The sequence below is a fragment of the Hymenobacter sp. 15J16-1T3B genome, from assembly GCF_020711235.1.
GTDB lineage: Bacteria > Bacteroidota > Bacteroidia > Cytophagales > Hymenobacteraceae > Solirubrum.
Genome location: NZ_JAJFAV010000017.1, coordinates 16,655 through 32,365 on the forward strand (window position 1 = coordinate 16,655; position 15,711 = coordinate 32,365).

Genomic DNA, 15,711 nt, shown 5'->3' on the forward strand with positions numbered 1-15,711 from the left:
TAGGAGTTAGAGGAGCAAACCCGCGCGGGGTCGTGTTAAAAGTCTTGTGGAGCTGGCTACAGCTTATTCGCTTGCCTGAGCAGCAGCGGATTTCGTCGCGCTAAAGAGCGTGTCGGTTTTGATAATATCCCATTGCCCAGACGGCCGCTTAATCATCCAGAGTTTGATGGTGGCGTCGGCCCGTTCGCCCTGCAGAAAGAACTGAAAGACGGACGTATCCTTTTGGGCACCGAGCTGCTTTACCTTGAAGTTTCGGGCGGTTATTTCGCCGGTGCGGCTGGTGATGCGCGGGGAAATCTTGGCCGATTGCATGGCCCGATTGACCAAGTCCCCTGGCTCCCCCATTACGGCTTTCAAGATGGTGCGCTGACCTAGGAACTTGCTGAACAAGTACACGGCGAGAACCAGCGCGCCGGCCACGATAAACACCCAATTCGGCATACCTCTACGTTGTTCTGGCATATAAGCAGTGCGTTTGAGGGAGCGAAGTTATAGGGTGAAGTGAACCTGAGTTGAAGTAGCTCTAGTGCTTTAAAAGCTCAGTGTAAAGGGCGACTTGCAAGGCTTTACAGCTACTTTTGAGTATGAGACTTCGCCTTGACGCCATTGTTTTTACACTTGTTATCAGCCTGATAATCTGCTTGCCCCATTCATCTTATGCGAATGAAGGACAAAAAATCTTAGGAGGTTATGGCAAGCTATTTTCAGCACTGGGCTGGATAATAGTTGGCATTGGCATCCTTTGGGTGGCTGTCCAAGTGGGTAAAAACATGGACCAAAACGATGAGCAGTGAAGCTTGTCTTGGGCTCTAGCAACGAAGCGGTAGAGATGCTTCGACAAGCTCAGCATGACGTTCTTGTTTGTCGCGCTGAGCTTGGTCGTTCGGCTACTTACCAGCCTTATACTTCTCTACCTCGTCCAGGAACTGGTCGAACAGAAACTCCGTGTCCTGGGGGCCGCCGGCGGCTTCGGGGTGAAACTGGGTGGAGAAGAAGGGCTTGGTTTTGTGTTTGATGCCTTCGCAGGTGCCGTCGTTCAGGTTCTCGAACAGCATGTCCCATTCGGCGGGCAGCGTGGCGGTGTCCACCGCGAAGCCGTGGTTTTGGCTGGTGATGTAGCTGCGCTGGGTGCCCGTGAGCTTCACCGGCTGGTTGTGGCTGCGGTGGCCGTACTTGAGCTTGAATGTGTCGCCGCCGGCAGCCAGGCCCATGAGCTGGGAGCCCAGGCAGATGCCGAAGATGGGCTTGTCCTGCTGCAGCGCCTTTTGCAGGTGGTGGATGGTGGCGGTGCACATTTTCGGGTCGCCGGGGCCGTTGCTCAGGAACAGGCCGTCGTAGTCGAGCTGGGTGAAGTCGTAGTCCCAAGGCACGCGGATGAGCTCCACGTCGCGCTCCAGGAAGCAGCGGATGATGTTGGTCTTGGTGCCGCAGTCCACCAGCACGATTTTATTCTTGCCCGTGCCGTAGTGCTGCACGCCTTCGGGGCTTACCTGCGCCACCAGGTTGTCCTGGTTGGGGTCGTGCAGGGGCACGTCCTGCTCGGCCACGATTTTGCCGAGCATGGCGCCCTTCTCGCGCAGCTTCTTGGTGAGCATGCGGGTATCCACCCCGCAGATGCCGGGAATGTTGTACTCGGCCAGCCATTCGCCCAAGCTCTTGGCCGCGTGCCAGTGGCTGTGCTGCTCGGAGTAGTAGTTGACCACCAGGCCGGCCACGTGAATCTTGTCCGACTCGAAAATCTTGGAAATCGACTCGTACAGTTCCTCGCCCGGCACGCCGTAGTTGCCCACGATGGGGTACGTCAGCACCAGGATCTGCCCGGCGAAGGACGGGTCGGTGAGGTTTTCGGGGTAGCCGGTCATGGCCGTGCTGAACACCACTTCGCCCGCGGCCGAGGTGAAGGCGCCGAAAGATTGGCCCTGGATTTCGGTGCCGTCTTCGAGCACCAGCTTCACCGATTTAGCGTTTTCCACTCTGTTGTGCGAAAAAGGGTTTATGCTATTTGATTTTCTGCGGTGCGCCTCACCCCCGGCCCCACTCTCCAAAAGTGAGGGGGAGCCAGACGGGAAACTGAAGGCAGCCGGTTTTTCTGGTTGAGGAGCAGTTAGACTGCCGCTGCATCTATCTGGCGCACCCACGTTGGTTGCACCATTGTCCGCGAGGGTGTGAGGTGCGGTTTTGGCCTGCTTACGGAACCGGCCGGATACAATTTCGGCTGGAACAGAACCAAACAGTAGAGGTCTATTCCAGCCGAACGAGGACTTAAGCCAGACGGGAGCGAAGGATGGTAAATCAATCGGTCCCGCACCCGGCCGCTCCCAGATGTCGGGCATCGGAAAATCGGGCGGGCAGGCCTGCTGGAAGAAAAGGGGTTGGGTGGCAGTGCTTTCGGGGAAAGAACCGGCCAGGGGCTGCGCAGTTGTAGCAAACGGCAGCGTGCAGCTTATCGGAAGGAGCGTAATGCTCGTGAACTTCGTCGGGCCACTCATTAAGGCCGCAAGTTAGGCCACAAGTCGCTTAACTCCTTACCTCGGCCGGAATAATTGCGTACAGCGCCCGCAAAAACTGGTCGATTTCCTCGCGTTTGATGTTCAAAGGCGGCAGCAGGCGCAGCACCCCGGGGTCGGAGGCGTTGCCCACGAAGATATGGTACTCGGTCAGCAGCTTGTCGCGCATCTCCTTGATGGGGAAGTCATACTTGATGCCCACCATCAGCCCGCGGCCGCGCACTTCCTGGGCGCCGGCATTGGCCAGCAGCTCGGTGCGCAGGTACTCGCCCATTTCGGCGGCGTGGGCCAGCAGGTTTTCCTGCTCGATGACTTCCAGCACGGCCAGCGCGGCGGCGCAGGCCAGGTGGTTGCCGCCGAAGGTGGTACCCAGCAGCCCGTACGAGGCCTTAAACTCCGGCGAAATCAGAATGCCGCCGATGGGAAAGCCGTTGCCCATGCCCTTGGCCACCGAAATGATGCTGGGCCGCACGCCGGCGTGCTGGTGGGCGAAGAACTTGCCGCTGCGGCCGTAACCGCTCTGCACTTCGTCGGCAATGAGCACCGCGCCGTACTGCCGGCACAGCTGCTCCAGCCCCTGCAGAAACTCGTCGGAGGGCATGATGATGCCGCCCACGCCTTGAATCGGCTCGATGATGACGGCGCAAGTCTGGCCCGCTTGCAGCACGCGCTCCACGTCCGCCAAATCGTAGGGCAGGAAGCTGATCTGGTGCCCGGCGTTGAAGGGCGCCACGATTTTCTGGTTGTCAGTAGCCGCTACCGCGCCCGAGGTCCGGCCGTGGAAAGCGCCTTTGAACGCAATGACGTGGCTTTTGCCGGTGTGAAACGACGCCAGCTTCAGCGCATTCTCGTTGGCCTCGGCGCCCGAGTTGCACAGAAACAGCGCGTAGTCCTGGTAACCCGACACCTCGCCCAGCTTCTGCGCCAGCTCGCGCTGAATCGGGATGTGCACCGAGTTCGAGTAGAAGCCGATTTTCTGCACCTGCTCGGTGATGCGCTGCACGTAGTGCGGATGGCTGTGGCCGATGCTAATCACGGCGTGGCCGCCGTAGAAGTCGAGATACTGCTCGCCCTTATCGTCCCAGAGCTGCGCCCCGAGGGCGCGCACCGGCGTGATGTCGTTGAGCGGATAGACATTGAAAAGCTCCATTCTGTAGCGAGAAGTGAGACTGTGAGATATGAGAAGTGAGACGCGGCCGCCTCTACCGAACGTCATTCCGAGCGAAGTTGAGGAATCTCGCGTGCTGATGGCCGATAGTGACTTCTTATTAGAAGATTACTCTCGGACGTCAGCATGCGAGATGTCTCGACAAGCTCGACATGACGGGCTACTGCCTTAAAAAAGCACCGACTTGAGCTGCAGCCCCGTCGTTTCCTGCAGGCCGAAAAGCAGGTTCATGTTCTGAATGGCTTGGCCCGAGGCACCCTTCACCAGGTTGTCGATAACCGAGGTGATGAGCAGCTGCTTGCCGAATTTCTGCACGTGCAGCAGGCACTTGTTGGTGTTGACCACCTGCTTCAGGTGCACCTCCGCGTCCGACACCGTGGTAAATGCGGCGTCGGCGTAGAACTCCTTATACAACGCGCGCGCCTCGTCCTGCGTCAAATCCGACGGGGTGTAGACCGTGGCGAAGATGCCGCGGGTGAAGTTGCCGCGGTACGGAATGAAGTGCATCTCGCTTTCCAGCGCCGGCTGCAGCTGCGTCAAGCTCTCCCCTATCTCGCCCAGGTGCTGGTGTGTGAAAGGCTTGTAAATGGACACGTTGTTGGCGCGCCAGGAGAAGTGCACCGTCTCCGACAGGCTCTGTCCCGCGCCCGTCGAGCCGGTAATGGCCGATACGTGCACGTCGTCGGTGAGCTTGCCGGCTTGAGCCAGCGGCAGCAAAGCCAGCTGAATGGCCGTGGCAAAGCAGCCGGGGTTGGCAATGCTCTGCGCCTGCTGAATGCGCGTGCGGTTCAGCTCCGGCAGCCCGTACACGAACTCGCGGTCCGCGAATTCCCGGTCGGCGCTCAGGCGAAAATCGTTGCTGAGGTCGATGACGTGGGTGGTTTCCGGCAGCGGGTGCTTCTCCAGAAACGCCCGCGAGTTGCCGTGGCCCAGGCAGAGAAACACCACGTCTTCGTCGCCGGCCAGCGCGGCGGCAAAGCGCAGCTCCGTCTCGCCCACCAGGTCGTCGTGCACCTGGTACACCGGGCTGCCCGCGCTGGAGGAGGAGACGATGGCGCCCAGCTCCACGAACTCGTGGTGCAGCAGAATGCGAATCAGCTCGCCCGCCGTGTAGCCGGCCCCGCCGACGATGCCAACCTTAATTTTCATCGTTGAAAGAGGAGTGAATGCGCAGCTGGTTGCTGAAAATCTTGATAAAGCCCTTCGCGTCGCGCGAATCCCAGGCGTTGTTTTCCTCGCCGTAGGTCGCCACCTTCGACTGCATCATGTCGAACTTCGACTCGATGCCCAGCAGTTCGAACTGGTAGGGCTTCAAGGTCACGTACACCGTGCCCGACACCCGCTCCTGCGACGACTCCAGGAAAGCCTCCATGTCGCGCATCACCGGGTCGAGGTACTGCGCCTCGTGCAGCAGGGTGCCGTACCAGTTGGCTATATAATCCTTGTGCAGCAGCTGCCAGCGCGAGGACGTGTGCTTTTCCAGCAGGTGGTGGCCCTTGATCAGAATCAGCGGCGCCGGCGCCTCGAAGCCCACGCGGCCCTTGATGCCCAGAATGGTGTCGCCCACGTGGGTGTCGCGGCCGATGGCGTATTGCCCAGCCAGCTCGTTCAGCGCCACAATCAGGTCTACCGGCTTCATTTGCTCCCCGTTCAGGGCCACCGGCTCCCCCTTTTCGAAGGTGATGCTGATTTCCTGCGGCTCGGTCTTCGTCAGCGGGGTCGGCCAGGCCGACTCGGGCAGGCCCTGACGCGAGGTCAGCGTTTCCACGCCGCCCACGCTGGTGCCCCAGATGCCCTTGTTGATCGAGTATTTGGCTTTTTCCCAGCTCATCTCCACCCCATTGGCTTGCAGGTACTCGATTTCCTGCTGGCGCGAGAGGCGCAGGTCGCGGATGGGCGTCAGGATTTCGGTGTTGGGCGAAATCACCGAGAAGGCCACGTCGAAGCGCACCTGGTCGTTGCCGGCGCCGGTGCTGCCGTGGGCAATGTAGTCGGCCTTGTTTTCGCGGGCGTACTCGGCCAGGGCCAAGGACTGAAACATGCGCTCCGCGCTGACGCTCAGCGGATAGGTGTCGTTCTTCAGAATATTTCCCGCCAGCAGGTAGCGCAGGCACTCCTGGTAGAATCGTTCGGTTACGTCGATAACCTCGTGGCGCTTGGAGCCCATTTCGTAGGCGCGCTTTTCGATGCCGGCCAGCTCCTCCTGCGAGAAGCCGCCCGAATTGACGATGACCGTGTGGACTTCCAGGCCCAGTTCTTTCGTCAGATACACGACGCAGTAGGACGTATCCAAGCCGCCGCTATAGGCGAGAACTACCTTTTTTTGGGACATGAGACTGTGAGAAGGTTCTTGAGAGAGTGTGCGTTATTGGGTCGGGCTTCAGTCAGCCCGTCATGTCGAGCTTGGCGAGACATCTCGCGTGCTGGCGTTAAACGAGCAAATCAGGCCGTCATGCCTTAGCTGTCGTCCGCCTGCCGAAGCATCTCTACTGCTTCGGCAGGCGCTATTCAGAACATCCGGCTAAGTGATTTTACCAGCAGGCGAAGCGGTAGAGATGCTTCGACTGCGCTCAGCATGACGTTCTAGTGGCGCTAAATCGAGAAGTTCGAGTTCGGCGCCACGGCCGCTTCTTCCGAGCCGGGCGCATCCTTGGGCTTGTCGAGGAAGTCGATGGTAGCCTGGGCGCGCTGGCCGTACTCGTCGTTGAGGTTGTCGTACACCATGCCGGTGCAGAGGCACATGCGGCGTTGGTTTTCCTGCAGAATCGGGTAGTACTTGCAGGAAGAGCAGCCCTTCCAGAAGTCGTCCGACTGCGTCAGCTCGGGGAAGGCCACCGGCCGGTAGCCCAGCTCGGTGTTCATCTTCATCACCGGCCCGGAGGTGGTGATGCCGAACAGCTTGGCCTGCGGGTACTTGCTGCGCGAGAGTTTGAACACGGCGTGCTTGATGGCGCGGCCCAAGCCTTCTTTGCGCATCTGCGTATTCACGATCAGGCCCGAGTTGACGACGAATTTCTCGTCCTCAAACGTCTCGATGTAGCAAAAGCCCGCCAGCTGTTCGTCGATGAAGGCAATGATGGCATTGCCCGTTTCCATCTTCTTTTTCAGGTAGTTCGGGTCGCGCTTGGCAATACCCACGCCCCGCTGCTTGGCCGATTCCTCGTACCATTGACAAAGCGTGTCCACATACTGCACGTCGGCAGCATCAGCAACTCGTAGGATCATCGGGAAGGAGACAATGGTACCGGCCACTCGCAAAACGGGCGCGGCAAGAAAGTCGGGGGTCAGGAAAACGGCAGATGTACGCAAGCGGTACGCGGCGCGAAGCAACCTCGGGGAGCGGGTTGTCGCAACGACCAGCCCGCTCCGATGAGCGGCCGGTATCCGGGAAAAGTGCCAGTTGGGGAGGATTGGCTGGGGCGGGCAACGCGCCCTCGGGGGCATTGCGCAGGCGGGGACTAGGTCAACCCACCATCAGTACATGTACCGCGTCCTACACTCGTGCAGCCAGTTTGTGTCGTTAGAGTCCTCTCCGCTCGTGGGCCGCGCAACATCGGCGGCTCCCACTCCTGAAATTTTTCGCAAACATACTCCTCAGTCGTTACAATGCAAACGTACTTTTGCGCCCCAGCGGGCAAGGGTACGATGAATGGCCGGGCAACCGGAGCCGGAAATCTGGCTAACTCTTACGGGTGCGGGCACTTTGCGACTGAAATCCTGCGGCGAAAAAAGCGGCGGTGCGCAAAAAATTAACGCAACTGGCCGGCTGTTTTCAGTATCAAATGCGGGCTGAGGACCGCAACGGCTCCGCCCCGTACCGGCTTGCCCGCGTCGGGCAAGAGGGCAGCGCTGAAGGCAGGGGTCGTCGGAGCATGGCAGGTGCCGAAAGGCAGTTGATCATTTCGTCGCCATAACACCAAGCCGGCAAAAAAACGTTTCAAAAGCGCCGTAGAATTGCGGCCCGGAACCCTCTCCGGCCACCCCAGGCCACGCGCGGCTTCGAGGAGCCTAGTTCACTGACATGAAAGACATTCTCAAGGTATTCAAGATTGGCGGCGGCGTGCTCGACGACGAGGCGCAGCTCCGCGCGTTTGTGCGCGAGTTCAGCCAGGTATTGGGCCGCACCATTCTGGTGCACGGCGGCGGTAAAGGCGCCAGCCAAATGCTGCAGGCGTTGGGCATCGAGCCGCAAATGGTGCAGGGCCGCCGCATCACCGACGCGGCCACTCTTGACGTGGTAACGATGTTCTACGCCGGCAAAACCAACAAGCAGCTGGTGGCGCTGCTGCAGGCCGCCGGCACCAACGCGCTGGGCCTCTCGGGCGCCGACGGCAACGTCATCCGGGCCGTGAAGCGCCCGGTCAAGGACATCGACTACGGCTTCGTGGGCGACCTGCCCGCCGATAGCGTCGACGCGGGCCTGCTCGGCACCTTGCTGGAAGCGGGCCTTACGCCGGTACTCTGCGCCATTACCCACGACGGGCAGGGCCAGCTCCTGAACACCAACGCCGATACCATTGCCAGCACCGTGGCCCGGGCGCTGGCCCCAGCCTACGAAGTGGAGCTGCACTTCTGCTTCGAGAAAAACGGCGTGCTGACCGACATCAACGACGAGCAGTCGGTGATTCCGAAGATCGAGCCCGCGCAGTACGAGCGCCTCAAGACCGAGGGCGTCATTGCCGCCGGCATGATTCCGAAGCTGGACAACGCCTTTGCTGCGTTGGCCGCAGGGGTGGAAAAAGTCGTTATCGAGCACGCGCTGAACATCAACGCGCCCGTCAAGACCGTGCTATGCCGCAGCTAACCGAGGCGCTGGAGGACGCGGCCATCGGGCTGCTCATCGAGCTGATCCGCACGCCGTCGCTGTCGCGGGAAGAGGCCCAAACGGCGGCGGTGCTGGCGGCCTTTCTGCGCCGCCACGGCGTGGAGCCCCAACGCGCTGGCCACAACATCTGGGCCCAAAACCGCCATTTCGACCCGGCCAAGCCGACCATCCTGCTCAACTCCCACCACGACACGGTGAGAGCCGGCGCCTCCTGGACCTACGACCCGCTGGGGGCCGTGGTAGAGGGCGACCGGCTCACCGGCCTGGGCAGCAACGATGCGGGTGCGTCGGCCGTGAGCTTGCTAGCGACGTTTCTGCATTTCTACGAACGCGCGGACCTGGCCTACAACCTGATTTGCGCCATCACGGCAGAAGAGGAAATATCCGGCGCGGGCGGCATCCGCAGCGTGCTGCCGCTGCTGCCGCCGCTGGCGCTGGGCATTGTGGGCGAGCCGACGCAGATGGACCTGGCCGTGGCCGAGAAAGGCTTGGTGGTGCTCGACTGCACCGCCCACGGCCGCACCGGCCACGCGGCCCGCAACGAGGGCGACAACGCGCTCTACAAAGCCCTGGACGACATCAGCTGGATTCGCCGGTACCAATTCCCGGAGGTGTCGCCCCTGCTGGGCCCGGTAAAAATGACCGTGACGCAGATTCAAGCCGGTTCGCAACACAACGTGGTGCCCGACCGCTGCGCCTTTGTGGTGGACGTGCGCACCAACGAGTGCTACTCCAACCAGCAGGTGGTCGACCTCGTGCGGCAGCACGTGCAAGCCGACGTCGTGCCGCGCTCCACGCACCTGAACTCCTCGCGCATCAGCCTGACGCACCCGCTGGTGCAGCGCGGTGTGGCACTGGGGCGCACTACGTTTGGCTCGGCTACGCTCTCGGATCAGTCGATGATGCCGTTCGACACGGTGAAAGTCGGCCCGGGCGACTCGGCCCGCTCCCACACGCCCGACGAGTACATCATGCTCAGCGAAATCCGTGGCGGCATCCGCGGCTATATTGATCTGCTGGAAGGGCTGGTACTCTGAAGCTGAAGGGGCGGTGTAACTTTGAAGTTGTACCGCCCCTGGCATTTCTACCGGTCGAACGGTGCCTCTAGGCCTGCTCCAGCGCGGCCATGTCAATCTTGTGCATCTGCATCATGGCGGCCATTTTGCGCCGGGCGCGGGCCGGATCGGGGCTGGTCAGCAGCTGGCCCATGTTGGCCGGCGTGATTTGCCAGGACACGCCAAAACGGTCCTTCAACCAGCCGCACTGGCCCGGCTCCCCGCCCCCGGCCGTGAGCTGCTCCCAGAAATAGTCGATTTCGGCTTGGTCGGCGCAGGCTACCCAGAGGGAAATGCCTTCGGTGAACCGAAAGTGCGGCCCGCCGTTCAGGGCCACGTACTTCTGCCCCGCCAGCTCAAATTCGACGGTCATGGCGCTGCCCGCGGGCATGTGCGTGCCCTCGGTGTAGCGCGTGACGTGGTTGATTTTCGAGTCCTTGAAAACGCGCGTGTACAGTTCGGCCGCGGCTTCGGCCTGGTCATTGAAGGTTAGGAACGTGGTGATTTTCTGCATGGCTGACGGGGATTGGAAACAGCTCAAAAGTAGCGGCTCCTTGCAGCCCGCCGGGAGGCGACTTGCGTCAACTTGCGGGGTGATTTGCGACACGCGCAACTGCATCATCCGCGCGCGGACGGCGGACAGCGAGTCGAGGCAGCGTTTCGGGTGTGCGGACCGCGCTTGCGGCGGCTTGCACTACTTTTGCACCCATGAAGATTTGGGACAAAGGCATTGCCGTCGATAAGAAAATCGAGCAGTTCACCGTGGGGCGCGACCGGGAGCTGGATATGTACCTGGCGCAGTTCGACGTGCAGGCGTCGCGGGCCCAGGCCAGCATGCTGGCGCGGGTGGGCCTGATTTCGGCCGCGGAAAACGAGCAGCTGCAGCAGGGCCTGGCCGAGCTGGCCGCGCAGCTCGAAGCCGGCACGTTCACCATCGAGGACAGCTTCGAGGACGTGCACTCCAAAATCGAGTACTACCTGACCGAGCAGTTTGGCGACGCGGGCAAGAAGATTCACACGGCCCGCTCGCGCAACGACCAGGTGCTGACGGCCATTCAGCTCTTCCTGAAAGACTACACCGAGCGCGCGGCCGCCCGCATGATGCAGCTGGTGGACGTGTTGCTGCAGAAAGCCGAGCAGCACCAGGCGGATTTGATGCCCGGCTACACCCACTTCCAGGCGGCCATGCCCAGCTCCTTCGGGCTGTGGTTTTCGGCCTACGCCGAGCACCTGCTGCTGGATTTGGCCCTGTTCGAAGCCGCTCACACCGTGGCCGACCAGAACCCGCTGGGCTCCGGCGCGGGCTTTGGCTCCTCCTTCCCCATCGACCGGGCGCAGACCACCCGCGACATCGGCTTTGGCTCCCTGGCCGTGAGCAGCGTGGGCGCGCAGATGCTGCGCGGCAAAACCGAGAAAACGGTGGCCTTTGCCCTGGCCGGCGCCGCGGCCACGCTCTCGAAAATGGCCTACGACCTGGTGCTCTACAACTCCCAGGACCTGGCCTTCGTGGAGCTGCCGGCTGCCTTCACCACGGGCAGCAGCATCATGCCGCACAAGAAAAACCCGGACGTATTCGAGCTGATCCGGGCCCGCTGCAACGCCCTGCAAGGTGTGCCCAACACCATCATTTTGGCCACCAACAACCTGCCCTCGGGCTACCACCGCGACTTCCAGATTTTGAAGGAGTTGTTATTCGAGCCGCTGACGCAGTTTCTGGACATCCTTGACATCGTGCTCTTCGCCCTGCCCGAGCTGAAGATCAAGCCTAATCTGGTGGAGCAGCCGAAGTACGACGCCATTTTCACCGTCGAAAACATCAACCAATTGATTCAGGCCGGCGTGCCCTTCCGCGAAGCCTACAAGCAGGTTGGCCGCGCGGTGGAAGACGGCAGCTACCAGCCGCACCGCCAGTTTCAAACTACTCACTTGGGCAGCGTGCACAACCTGGGGCTAGCCGATATCCGCGCAAAAGTGGATCGGTTCAGGGCCGGCAGCCGCTTGGTGGCCCGCTAGAGTTCAGGCTGTGTCCGAGCCTTAAAATTGCGTTAGCCCCGGCCCTAAGGCCGGGGCTTTTTTGTGGTGTAGGAATCCTCTTATCAGAGTCAATAAGGGCCATCCAGCACTGCGACGGTATTTTTTCATCAAAAAACCGCGCAACTTTTAATTTTTTTTCAGCTTAAAATTCACTTATAGCCAAGTGCTTATATCAGTTGATTTGACATGGTGAGTGTGCACTCACGAAAAAAAGTAAGCTAACACTTACTTGGATATGCAAACCTTTGCGTAATATTGCTCTCGCTAACGGGCAATGACTCCCACTAGTTGCTAGTTAGCTTACTACCACGTTCTGTTCTACCGGCTGTTGTCCCACCCCAGCCGGAAACCTTTCGAGAATCGGCCCCAAGCCGACCTATCGAACCCCAAGGCCGGCCGATTCGGAAACCCCGAGTCGGCCGGCCGTTTTTTCGGCCGGTACCGACCACGTGCGGGCGCTACCTCGGGCAGCGCAAAAAAATAAAGCAACTATGCGCATATAGGGCGAACTTGCAGCGTTTTGGCCATATTTGGCCGCTAATAACCCAGCGCGTCGGTTTTTTCGGCCGAACCACCAGCCTCCATGTCTACAGTCAACCGCAAACAGCACATCGCTCAGGTAGCCTTGCAGCTCTTTGGGGAGAAAGGCTTCGAAAACGCCTCTACGCAGCAGATTGCCAAAGCCGCCGGCGTTTCCGAAGCCCTTATTTTCAAACACTTCGGGTCCAAAGACCAGCTGCTCGACTTCGTTATTCGGAGCGGGTACAAGCGCATCATCGAGGAAAACCGCGGCTGGCTCTCCGAGCAGGACCCGCTCACGTTTATCCACGCCGTCATCGATTTGCCGGTGAAGCTGGTGCAAACCGAGCCCCACTTTTGGAAGCTGCAGTACCGCTTGGCCAACGTGGAATCGGCGCGGCAGCAGCACGAGCGGTTTATGCAGCCGGTGCCAGCCCTGCTGGAAAAGGCCTTCAAGGCCCTGGGCTACGAAGAGCCCGAAAAGGAAGCCAGCCTGCTGCTGCTGCTGGTGGAGGCGCTCTGGAAAATCGAGGCCAACAAAACCGACGAGCACGTGCGCGACATGCTCGACTTCATCAAGCGCAAGTACCAGCCGCAGTAAGCGCCGCTGCTGCCGCCGGGCCTGCTCCACAACGCCCCGCTGCTCCGTTTCGGGCGCAGCGGGGCGTTTCGTCGTTTGCCGGCTTCCCGGTCAATACTCCCCGATTTGCGGCTGCTCCTTGCTAGGGAGCTGCAGGCCAATGAGCATGAGCACGCCCGTCAGCAGAATTACCACGAAGAGGATGTTTTCGCTGACCTCGCCGATGAGGTGCTTTGGCGGGATGCTGTAAAACAACAGAATGGTAATCAACCCTTTCGGCGCGATAAACACCTCCGGAACCAGGCTGGTGCGGGCCACGTAGCGCAGGTACACGTAGCGGATGCCGGTGAGCACAACCACGATGAGCGCGCCCTGCAGCAGCAGGCGCGCATCGAGAATGCCGCCGAGCGAAATGGAGAAGCCGAAGAGCAGGAAGAAGAACGTGCGGATCAGAAAGGCCGACTCCGCAGTGATGCTTTGCAGCTGGTGCAGCTCGTCCTGCAGGCGCTCCAGCTGAAACCAGCGCCGCAACGGGCCGCGCAAAAACTGGTCGGCGTTCTTGACAACCAAGCCGAACACCAGTACCACCAGCAACGAGGAGAGGTGCAGTTTCTTGGCCAGCGAGTAAATCAGAATCAGGAAGGCCAGCACCAGGAAAAACTTGACGTGCAGGCGGATGCGGTCGAGCAGAAAGGCCAGCACGGCCGTGGCCAGGGCCGACACGACGAGAATGGCCAGCAGGTCGCGGGTAAAGGTGAGGGCCGAGATGCCGCGGGCAAAGTTGTCCTGGGCCACGAAGTTGAAGAGCATGATGCCCAGGATGTCGGAAAAGGTGCTTTCGTACACGATGAACTCTTGCTTCTCGCCGCCCAGGCCCGCCACGCTCGGAATGGCAACCGCCGAGCTGATGACGGCCAGCGGCACGGCGTTGAGCAGGCAGCTCTGAAACGGCACCGCGGGCCCCAGGTACCACTGCAGCAGCCCGCCGATGGCCAAGGCTTGGCCCAGCAGCATCAGGGCGGCGGCGGCGAAGGCGCGGCGCACCAGCGGGCCTTTGTCGCGGCTGATTTTCAGGTTCAAAGACTCTTCCAGCACAATCATGATCAGGCCGACAATGCCGAGCAGCTCCAGCGTAACGCGCGGCAGCACAACGGCCGTGCCCATGTAGTCGACGGCCTGCTTGATGGCAATGCCGGTGAGCAGCAGCATGAGCACCGAGGGCACTTTGGTAGCCCGGGCGACGATGTCGAAGAGGTACGAAAGGATGACGGCAATGCTGAGGTAAATCAGGATGGAGTAGGGTCCCATGCGGGCAACATACGTAACGCAACCGGAACGCGGCGGGCGCGGCCCGGCGCAGCGTGCGTATTTTTGCCGCCCAGCCGGGGCAGTTGCCCACCGCGGCGGGCCGTCTTACCCCACATGCATCACCCTAACGTAGCCATCATAGGCGGCGGGCCCGCGGGCCTGCTGGCGGCCCAGCACCTGGCCGAAGCCGGCGTGCCGGGCGTGGCCGTGTACGAGGCCCAGGCCACTGCCGGGCGCAAGTTTCTGGTGGCGGGGCACGGCGGCTTCAACCTGACCAACGGCGAGCCGGTGGCCGCTTTCGGCCCGCGCTACGGCGCCCGGCAAACTGATTTCGAGCAGTTTCTGACCGGTTTCGGCCCTGCGGAGCTGCGCCGCTGGGCCGCGGAGCTTGGCATTGAAACCTATGTAGGCAGCAGCGGGCGCGTGTTTCCTACCGAGGCGCACAAGCCGGCTCAGCTGCTGCGGGCGTGGCTGCAGCGGCTGGCCGCGCTGGGCGTGGCCGTGCACACCCGGCAGCGCTGGCTGGGCTTCTGCGGCCCCGGCGGCCTGCGCTTGCGCGACGAACGCAGCGGCGCGGAGTACGAAGTGCGGCCCCGGGCGACGCTGCTGGCCCTGGGCGGCGCGAGCTGGGCCAAAACGGGTTCCGACGGCCGCTGGGCCGCCGTGCTCACGCAGGAAGCCGGCGTACCGGTAGCGGCGTTCGAACCCAGCAACTGCGGCGCGGAAGTCGCCTGGTCGGCCTATTTCCGGGAGAAAGTGGGGCGGGCGCCGCTCAAGAACGTGGCCCTGCGCTGCGGCGCTGCGGAGGTGCGCGGCGAAATCATGCTAACGGACTACGGACTGGAAGGCACGCCGGTGTACGCCCTCACCCCGGCCCTGCGCGCCGCGCTGCAACCCGGCACTGGGGCCCCGCTCCTGCTCAACCTCAAGCCCGATCTGGCGCCCGCCGACGTGCTGCGGCGCCTGCAGCAGCCCCGTCGCGGCCGCTCCTTGCCCGAGCACCTGCGGCAGACGCTGCGCCTGGGTCCGCCGGTGCCCACGTTGCTGCGCGAACTGGTGCCCGCGGCGGCCCTGGCCGAGCCGGCGCAGCTGGCCGCTCTGCTGCAAGCCTTGCCGCTGCCGGTCACGGGGTTGCGGCCGCTCGACGAGGCCATTAGCACCGCCGGCGGCGTGCCGTTTGCGGAGGTGGATGCGCACCTGATGCTGCGGCGCCGGCCGGGCACTTTCGTGGCGGGCGAAATGCTGGATTGGGAAGCGCCCACGGGCGGCTACCTGTTGCAGGGCTGTTTCAGCACGGGCGCGTGGGCGGCGCGGGGTATTCGGGAATGGCTGCAAGGCTAGACGGCTGGCCCAGCGGCGGGCCGGATGCCGCTATTCGTAGGGCTCTACCTCGTGCGCCTCGGCTTCGGCCAGGATGCGGCGGGCTTCCTGCAGCAGGCGGTAGCCGGGGTTACGCTGTTCGCGCCACAACAGGGCCAGCAGCACCACGAACGAGAGGCCGGGCAGTAGCATCCCCAGGGCAAACCACAGCCAGAAGCGCCGTTCGTAGCTGTACGCGCAGTAGCCGGTGACCAGCGGCAGCCACAGCAACGCACAAATACCCCCGAACAGTAAATCAACTAGCATAGCACCCAGAAGAGCTTCAGCTCCTTAGCCCAAGATACAACGGCCGGCGCCCCGGCGCAAGCCCGGCCGTGGCCCGCCGCGTTTCTCAA

At 61.8% G+C, this 15,711-nt stretch carries 15 protein-coding genes; 6 read left to right on the top strand and 9 right to left on the bottom strand.

Annotated elements, in window-relative coordinates; genetic code table 11:
• Positions 1-63: 63 nt before the first annotated feature.
• Entirely contained in the window at positions 64-462 is a 399-nt protein-coding gene (locus LJ737_RS22465) for a hypothetical protein (protein WP_227769005.1), read from the bottom strand.
• Positions 463-584: 122 nt separating this feature from the next.
• Here LJ737_RS22465 and LJ737_RS22470 point away from each other — a divergent pair, with 122 nt between their 5' ends.
• Positions 585-794: a hypothetical protein gene (locus tag LJ737_RS22470; RefSeq protein ID WP_227769006.1), complete on the top strand. Its 210-nt coding sequence runs from the start codon at positions 585-587 to the stop codon at positions 792-794.
• Positions 795-887: 93 nt separating this feature from the next.
• On the opposite strand, the gene carA is transcribed toward LJ737_RS22470, so the two are convergent.
• The 5 genes from carA to LJ737_RS22495 all read right to left on the bottom strand — a co-directional run bounded on the left by carA (position 888) and on the right by LJ737_RS22495 (position 6,900).
• Positions 888-1,973, bottom strand: coding sequence for a glutamine-hydrolyzing carbamoyl-phosphate synthase small subunit (gene carA / locus LJ737_RS22475; RefSeq protein WP_227769007.1), 1,086 nt, complete (start codon positions 1,971-1,973; stop codon positions 888-890).
• Positions 1,974-2,517: 544 nt separating this feature from the next.
• On the bottom strand, positions 2,518-3,657 hold the full coding sequence (locus LJ737_RS22480; RefSeq protein WP_227769008.1) for an aspartate aminotransferase family protein: 1,140 nt from the start codon (positions 3,655-3,657) through the stop codon (positions 2,518-2,520).
• A gap of 186 nt (positions 3,658-3,843) precedes the next feature.
• Positions 3,844-4,824, bottom strand: coding sequence for an N-acetyl-gamma-glutamyl-phosphate reductase (argC, locus tag LJ737_RS22485; protein ID WP_227769009.1), 981 nt, complete (start codon positions 4,822-4,824; stop codon positions 3,844-3,846).
• Complete coding sequence (gene argG / locus LJ737_RS22490) at positions 4,814-6,007, bottom strand: argininosuccinate synthase (protein ID WP_227769010.1); 1,194 nt, start codon at positions 6,005-6,007, stop codon at positions 4,814-4,816. The genes argC and argG overlap by 11 nt, the downstream gene beginning before the upstream one ends.
• 260 nt (positions 6,008-6,267) lie before the next feature.
• Positions 6,268-6,900 (bottom strand): GNAT family N-acetyltransferase, encoded by a 633-nt coding sequence (locus LJ737_RS22495; protein WP_227769011.1) that lies wholly within the window; start codon positions 6,898-6,900, stop codon positions 6,268-6,270.
• A 796-nt stretch (positions 6,901-7,696) separates the two neighbouring features.
• Between LJ737_RS22495 and argB the strand changes: the two genes are divergently transcribed.
• Both argB and LJ737_RS22505 read left to right on the top strand, forming a co-directional pair.
• Positions 7,697-8,479, top strand: a complete 783-nt coding sequence (argB, locus tag LJ737_RS22500; protein ID WP_227769012.1) for an acetylglutamate kinase — start codon at positions 7,697-7,699, stop codon at positions 8,477-8,479.
• Positions 8,467-9,537, top strand: coding sequence for a M20 family metallo-hydrolase (locus LJ737_RS22505; RefSeq protein WP_227769013.1), 1,071 nt, complete (start codon positions 8,467-8,469; stop codon positions 9,535-9,537). The genes argB and LJ737_RS22505 overlap by 13 nt, the downstream gene beginning before the upstream one ends.
• 67 nt (positions 9,538-9,604) lie before the next feature.
• Here the strand turns inward: LJ737_RS22505 and LJ737_RS22510 are convergent, their stop codons facing one another.
• Entirely contained in the window at positions 9,605-10,069 is a 465-nt protein-coding gene (locus tag LJ737_RS22510; protein ID WP_227769014.1) for a VOC family protein, read from the bottom strand.
• Positions 10,070-10,263: 194 nt separating this feature from the next.
• Between LJ737_RS22510 and argH the strand changes: the two genes are divergently transcribed.
• Both argH and LJ737_RS22520 read left to right on the top strand, forming a co-directional pair.
• Positions 10,264-11,568, top strand: a complete 1,305-nt coding sequence (argH, locus tag LJ737_RS22515; RefSeq protein WP_227769015.1) for an argininosuccinate lyase — start codon at positions 10,264-10,266, stop codon at positions 11,566-11,568.
• A 604-nt stretch (positions 11,569-12,172) separates the two neighbouring features.
• Positions 12,173-12,709, top strand: coding sequence for a TetR/AcrR family transcriptional regulator (locus LJ737_RS22520; RefSeq protein ID WP_227769016.1), 537 nt, complete (start codon positions 12,173-12,175; stop codon positions 12,707-12,709).
• 90 nt (positions 12,710-12,799) lie between these two features.
• Here LJ737_RS22520 and LJ737_RS22525 read toward each other — a convergent pair whose 3' ends face one another.
• Positions 12,800-13,996: a cation:proton antiporter domain-containing protein gene (locus tag LJ737_RS22525; RefSeq protein ID WP_227769017.1), complete on the bottom strand. Its 1,197-nt coding sequence runs from the start codon at positions 13,994-13,996 to the stop codon at positions 12,800-12,802.
• Between the two features lie 114 nt (positions 13,997-14,110).
• Between LJ737_RS22525 and LJ737_RS22530 the strand changes: the two genes are divergently transcribed.
• The gene (locus LJ737_RS22530; protein ID WP_227769018.1) at positions 14,111-15,337 is read left to right on the top strand and encodes a TIGR03862 family flavoprotein; all 1,227 of its coding nucleotides are present in this window, start codon (positions 14,111-14,113) and stop codon (positions 15,335-15,337) included.
• A gap of 30 nt (positions 15,338-15,367) precedes the next feature.
• On the opposite strand, the gene LJ737_RS22535 is transcribed toward LJ737_RS22530, so the two are convergent.
• Positions 15,368-15,622 carry a hypothetical protein gene (locus tag LJ737_RS22535; RefSeq protein ID WP_227769019.1) on the bottom strand — a complete coding sequence of 85 codons (255 nt, stop codon included), beginning with the start codon at positions 15,620-15,622 and terminating at the stop codon, positions 15,368-15,370.
• Between the last annotated feature and the right edge of the window lie 89 nt (positions 15,623-15,711).

Bases quoted from the DNA above. Each gene is read 5' to 3' on its own strand.
- LJ737_RS22535 (WP_227769019.1), bottom strand. From the start codon at position 15,622: ATGCTAGTTGATTTACTGTTCGGGGGTATTTGTGCGTTGCTGTGGCTG.
- argH (WP_227769015.1), top strand. From the start codon at position 10,264: ATGAAGATTTGGGACAAAGGCATTGCCGTCGATAAGAAAATCGAGCAG.
- LJ737_RS22465 (WP_227769005.1), bottom strand. From the start codon at position 462: ATGCCAGAACAACGTAGAGGTATGCCGAATTGGGTGTTTATCGTGGCC.
- LJ737_RS22505 (WP_227769013.1), top strand. From the start codon at position 8,467: ATGCCGCAGCTAACCGAGGCGCTGGAGGACGCGGCCATCGGGCTGCTC.
- LJ737_RS22470 (WP_227769006.1), top strand. From the start codon at position 585: ATGAGACTTCGCCTTGACGCCATTGTTTTTACACTTGTTATCAGCCTG.
- LJ737_RS22520 (WP_227769016.1), top strand. From the start codon at position 12,173: ATGTCTACAGTCAACCGCAAACAGCACATCGCTCAGGTAGCCTTGCAG.
- argB (WP_227769012.1), top strand. From the start codon at position 7,697: ATGAAAGACATTCTCAAGGTATTCAAGATTGGCGGCGGCGTGCTCGAC.
- LJ737_RS22480 (WP_227769008.1), bottom strand. From the start codon at position 3,657: ATGGAGCTTTTCAATGTCTATCCGCTCAACGACATCACGCCGGTGCGC.
- LJ737_RS22530 (WP_227769018.1), top strand. From the start codon at position 14,111: ATGCATCACCCTAACGTAGCCATCATAGGCGGCGGGCCCGCGGGCCTG.
- LJ737_RS22510 (WP_227769014.1), bottom strand. From the start codon at position 10,069: ATGCAGAAAATCACCACGTTCCTAACCTTCAATGACCAGGCCGAAGCC.
- argG (WP_227769010.1), bottom strand. From the start codon at position 6,007: ATGTCCCAAAAAAAGGTAGTTCTCGCCTATAGCGGCGGCTTGGATACG.
- LJ737_RS22495 (WP_227769011.1), bottom strand. From the start codon at position 6,900: ATGATCCTACGAGTTGCTGATGCTGCCGACGTGCAGTATGTGGACACG.
- LJ737_RS22525 (WP_227769017.1), bottom strand. From the start codon at position 13,996: ATGGGACCCTACTCCATCCTGATTTACCTCAGCATTGCCGTCATCCTT.
- argC (WP_227769009.1), bottom strand. From the start codon at position 4,824: ATGAAAATTAAGGTTGGCATCGTCGGCGGGGCCGGCTACACGGCGGGC.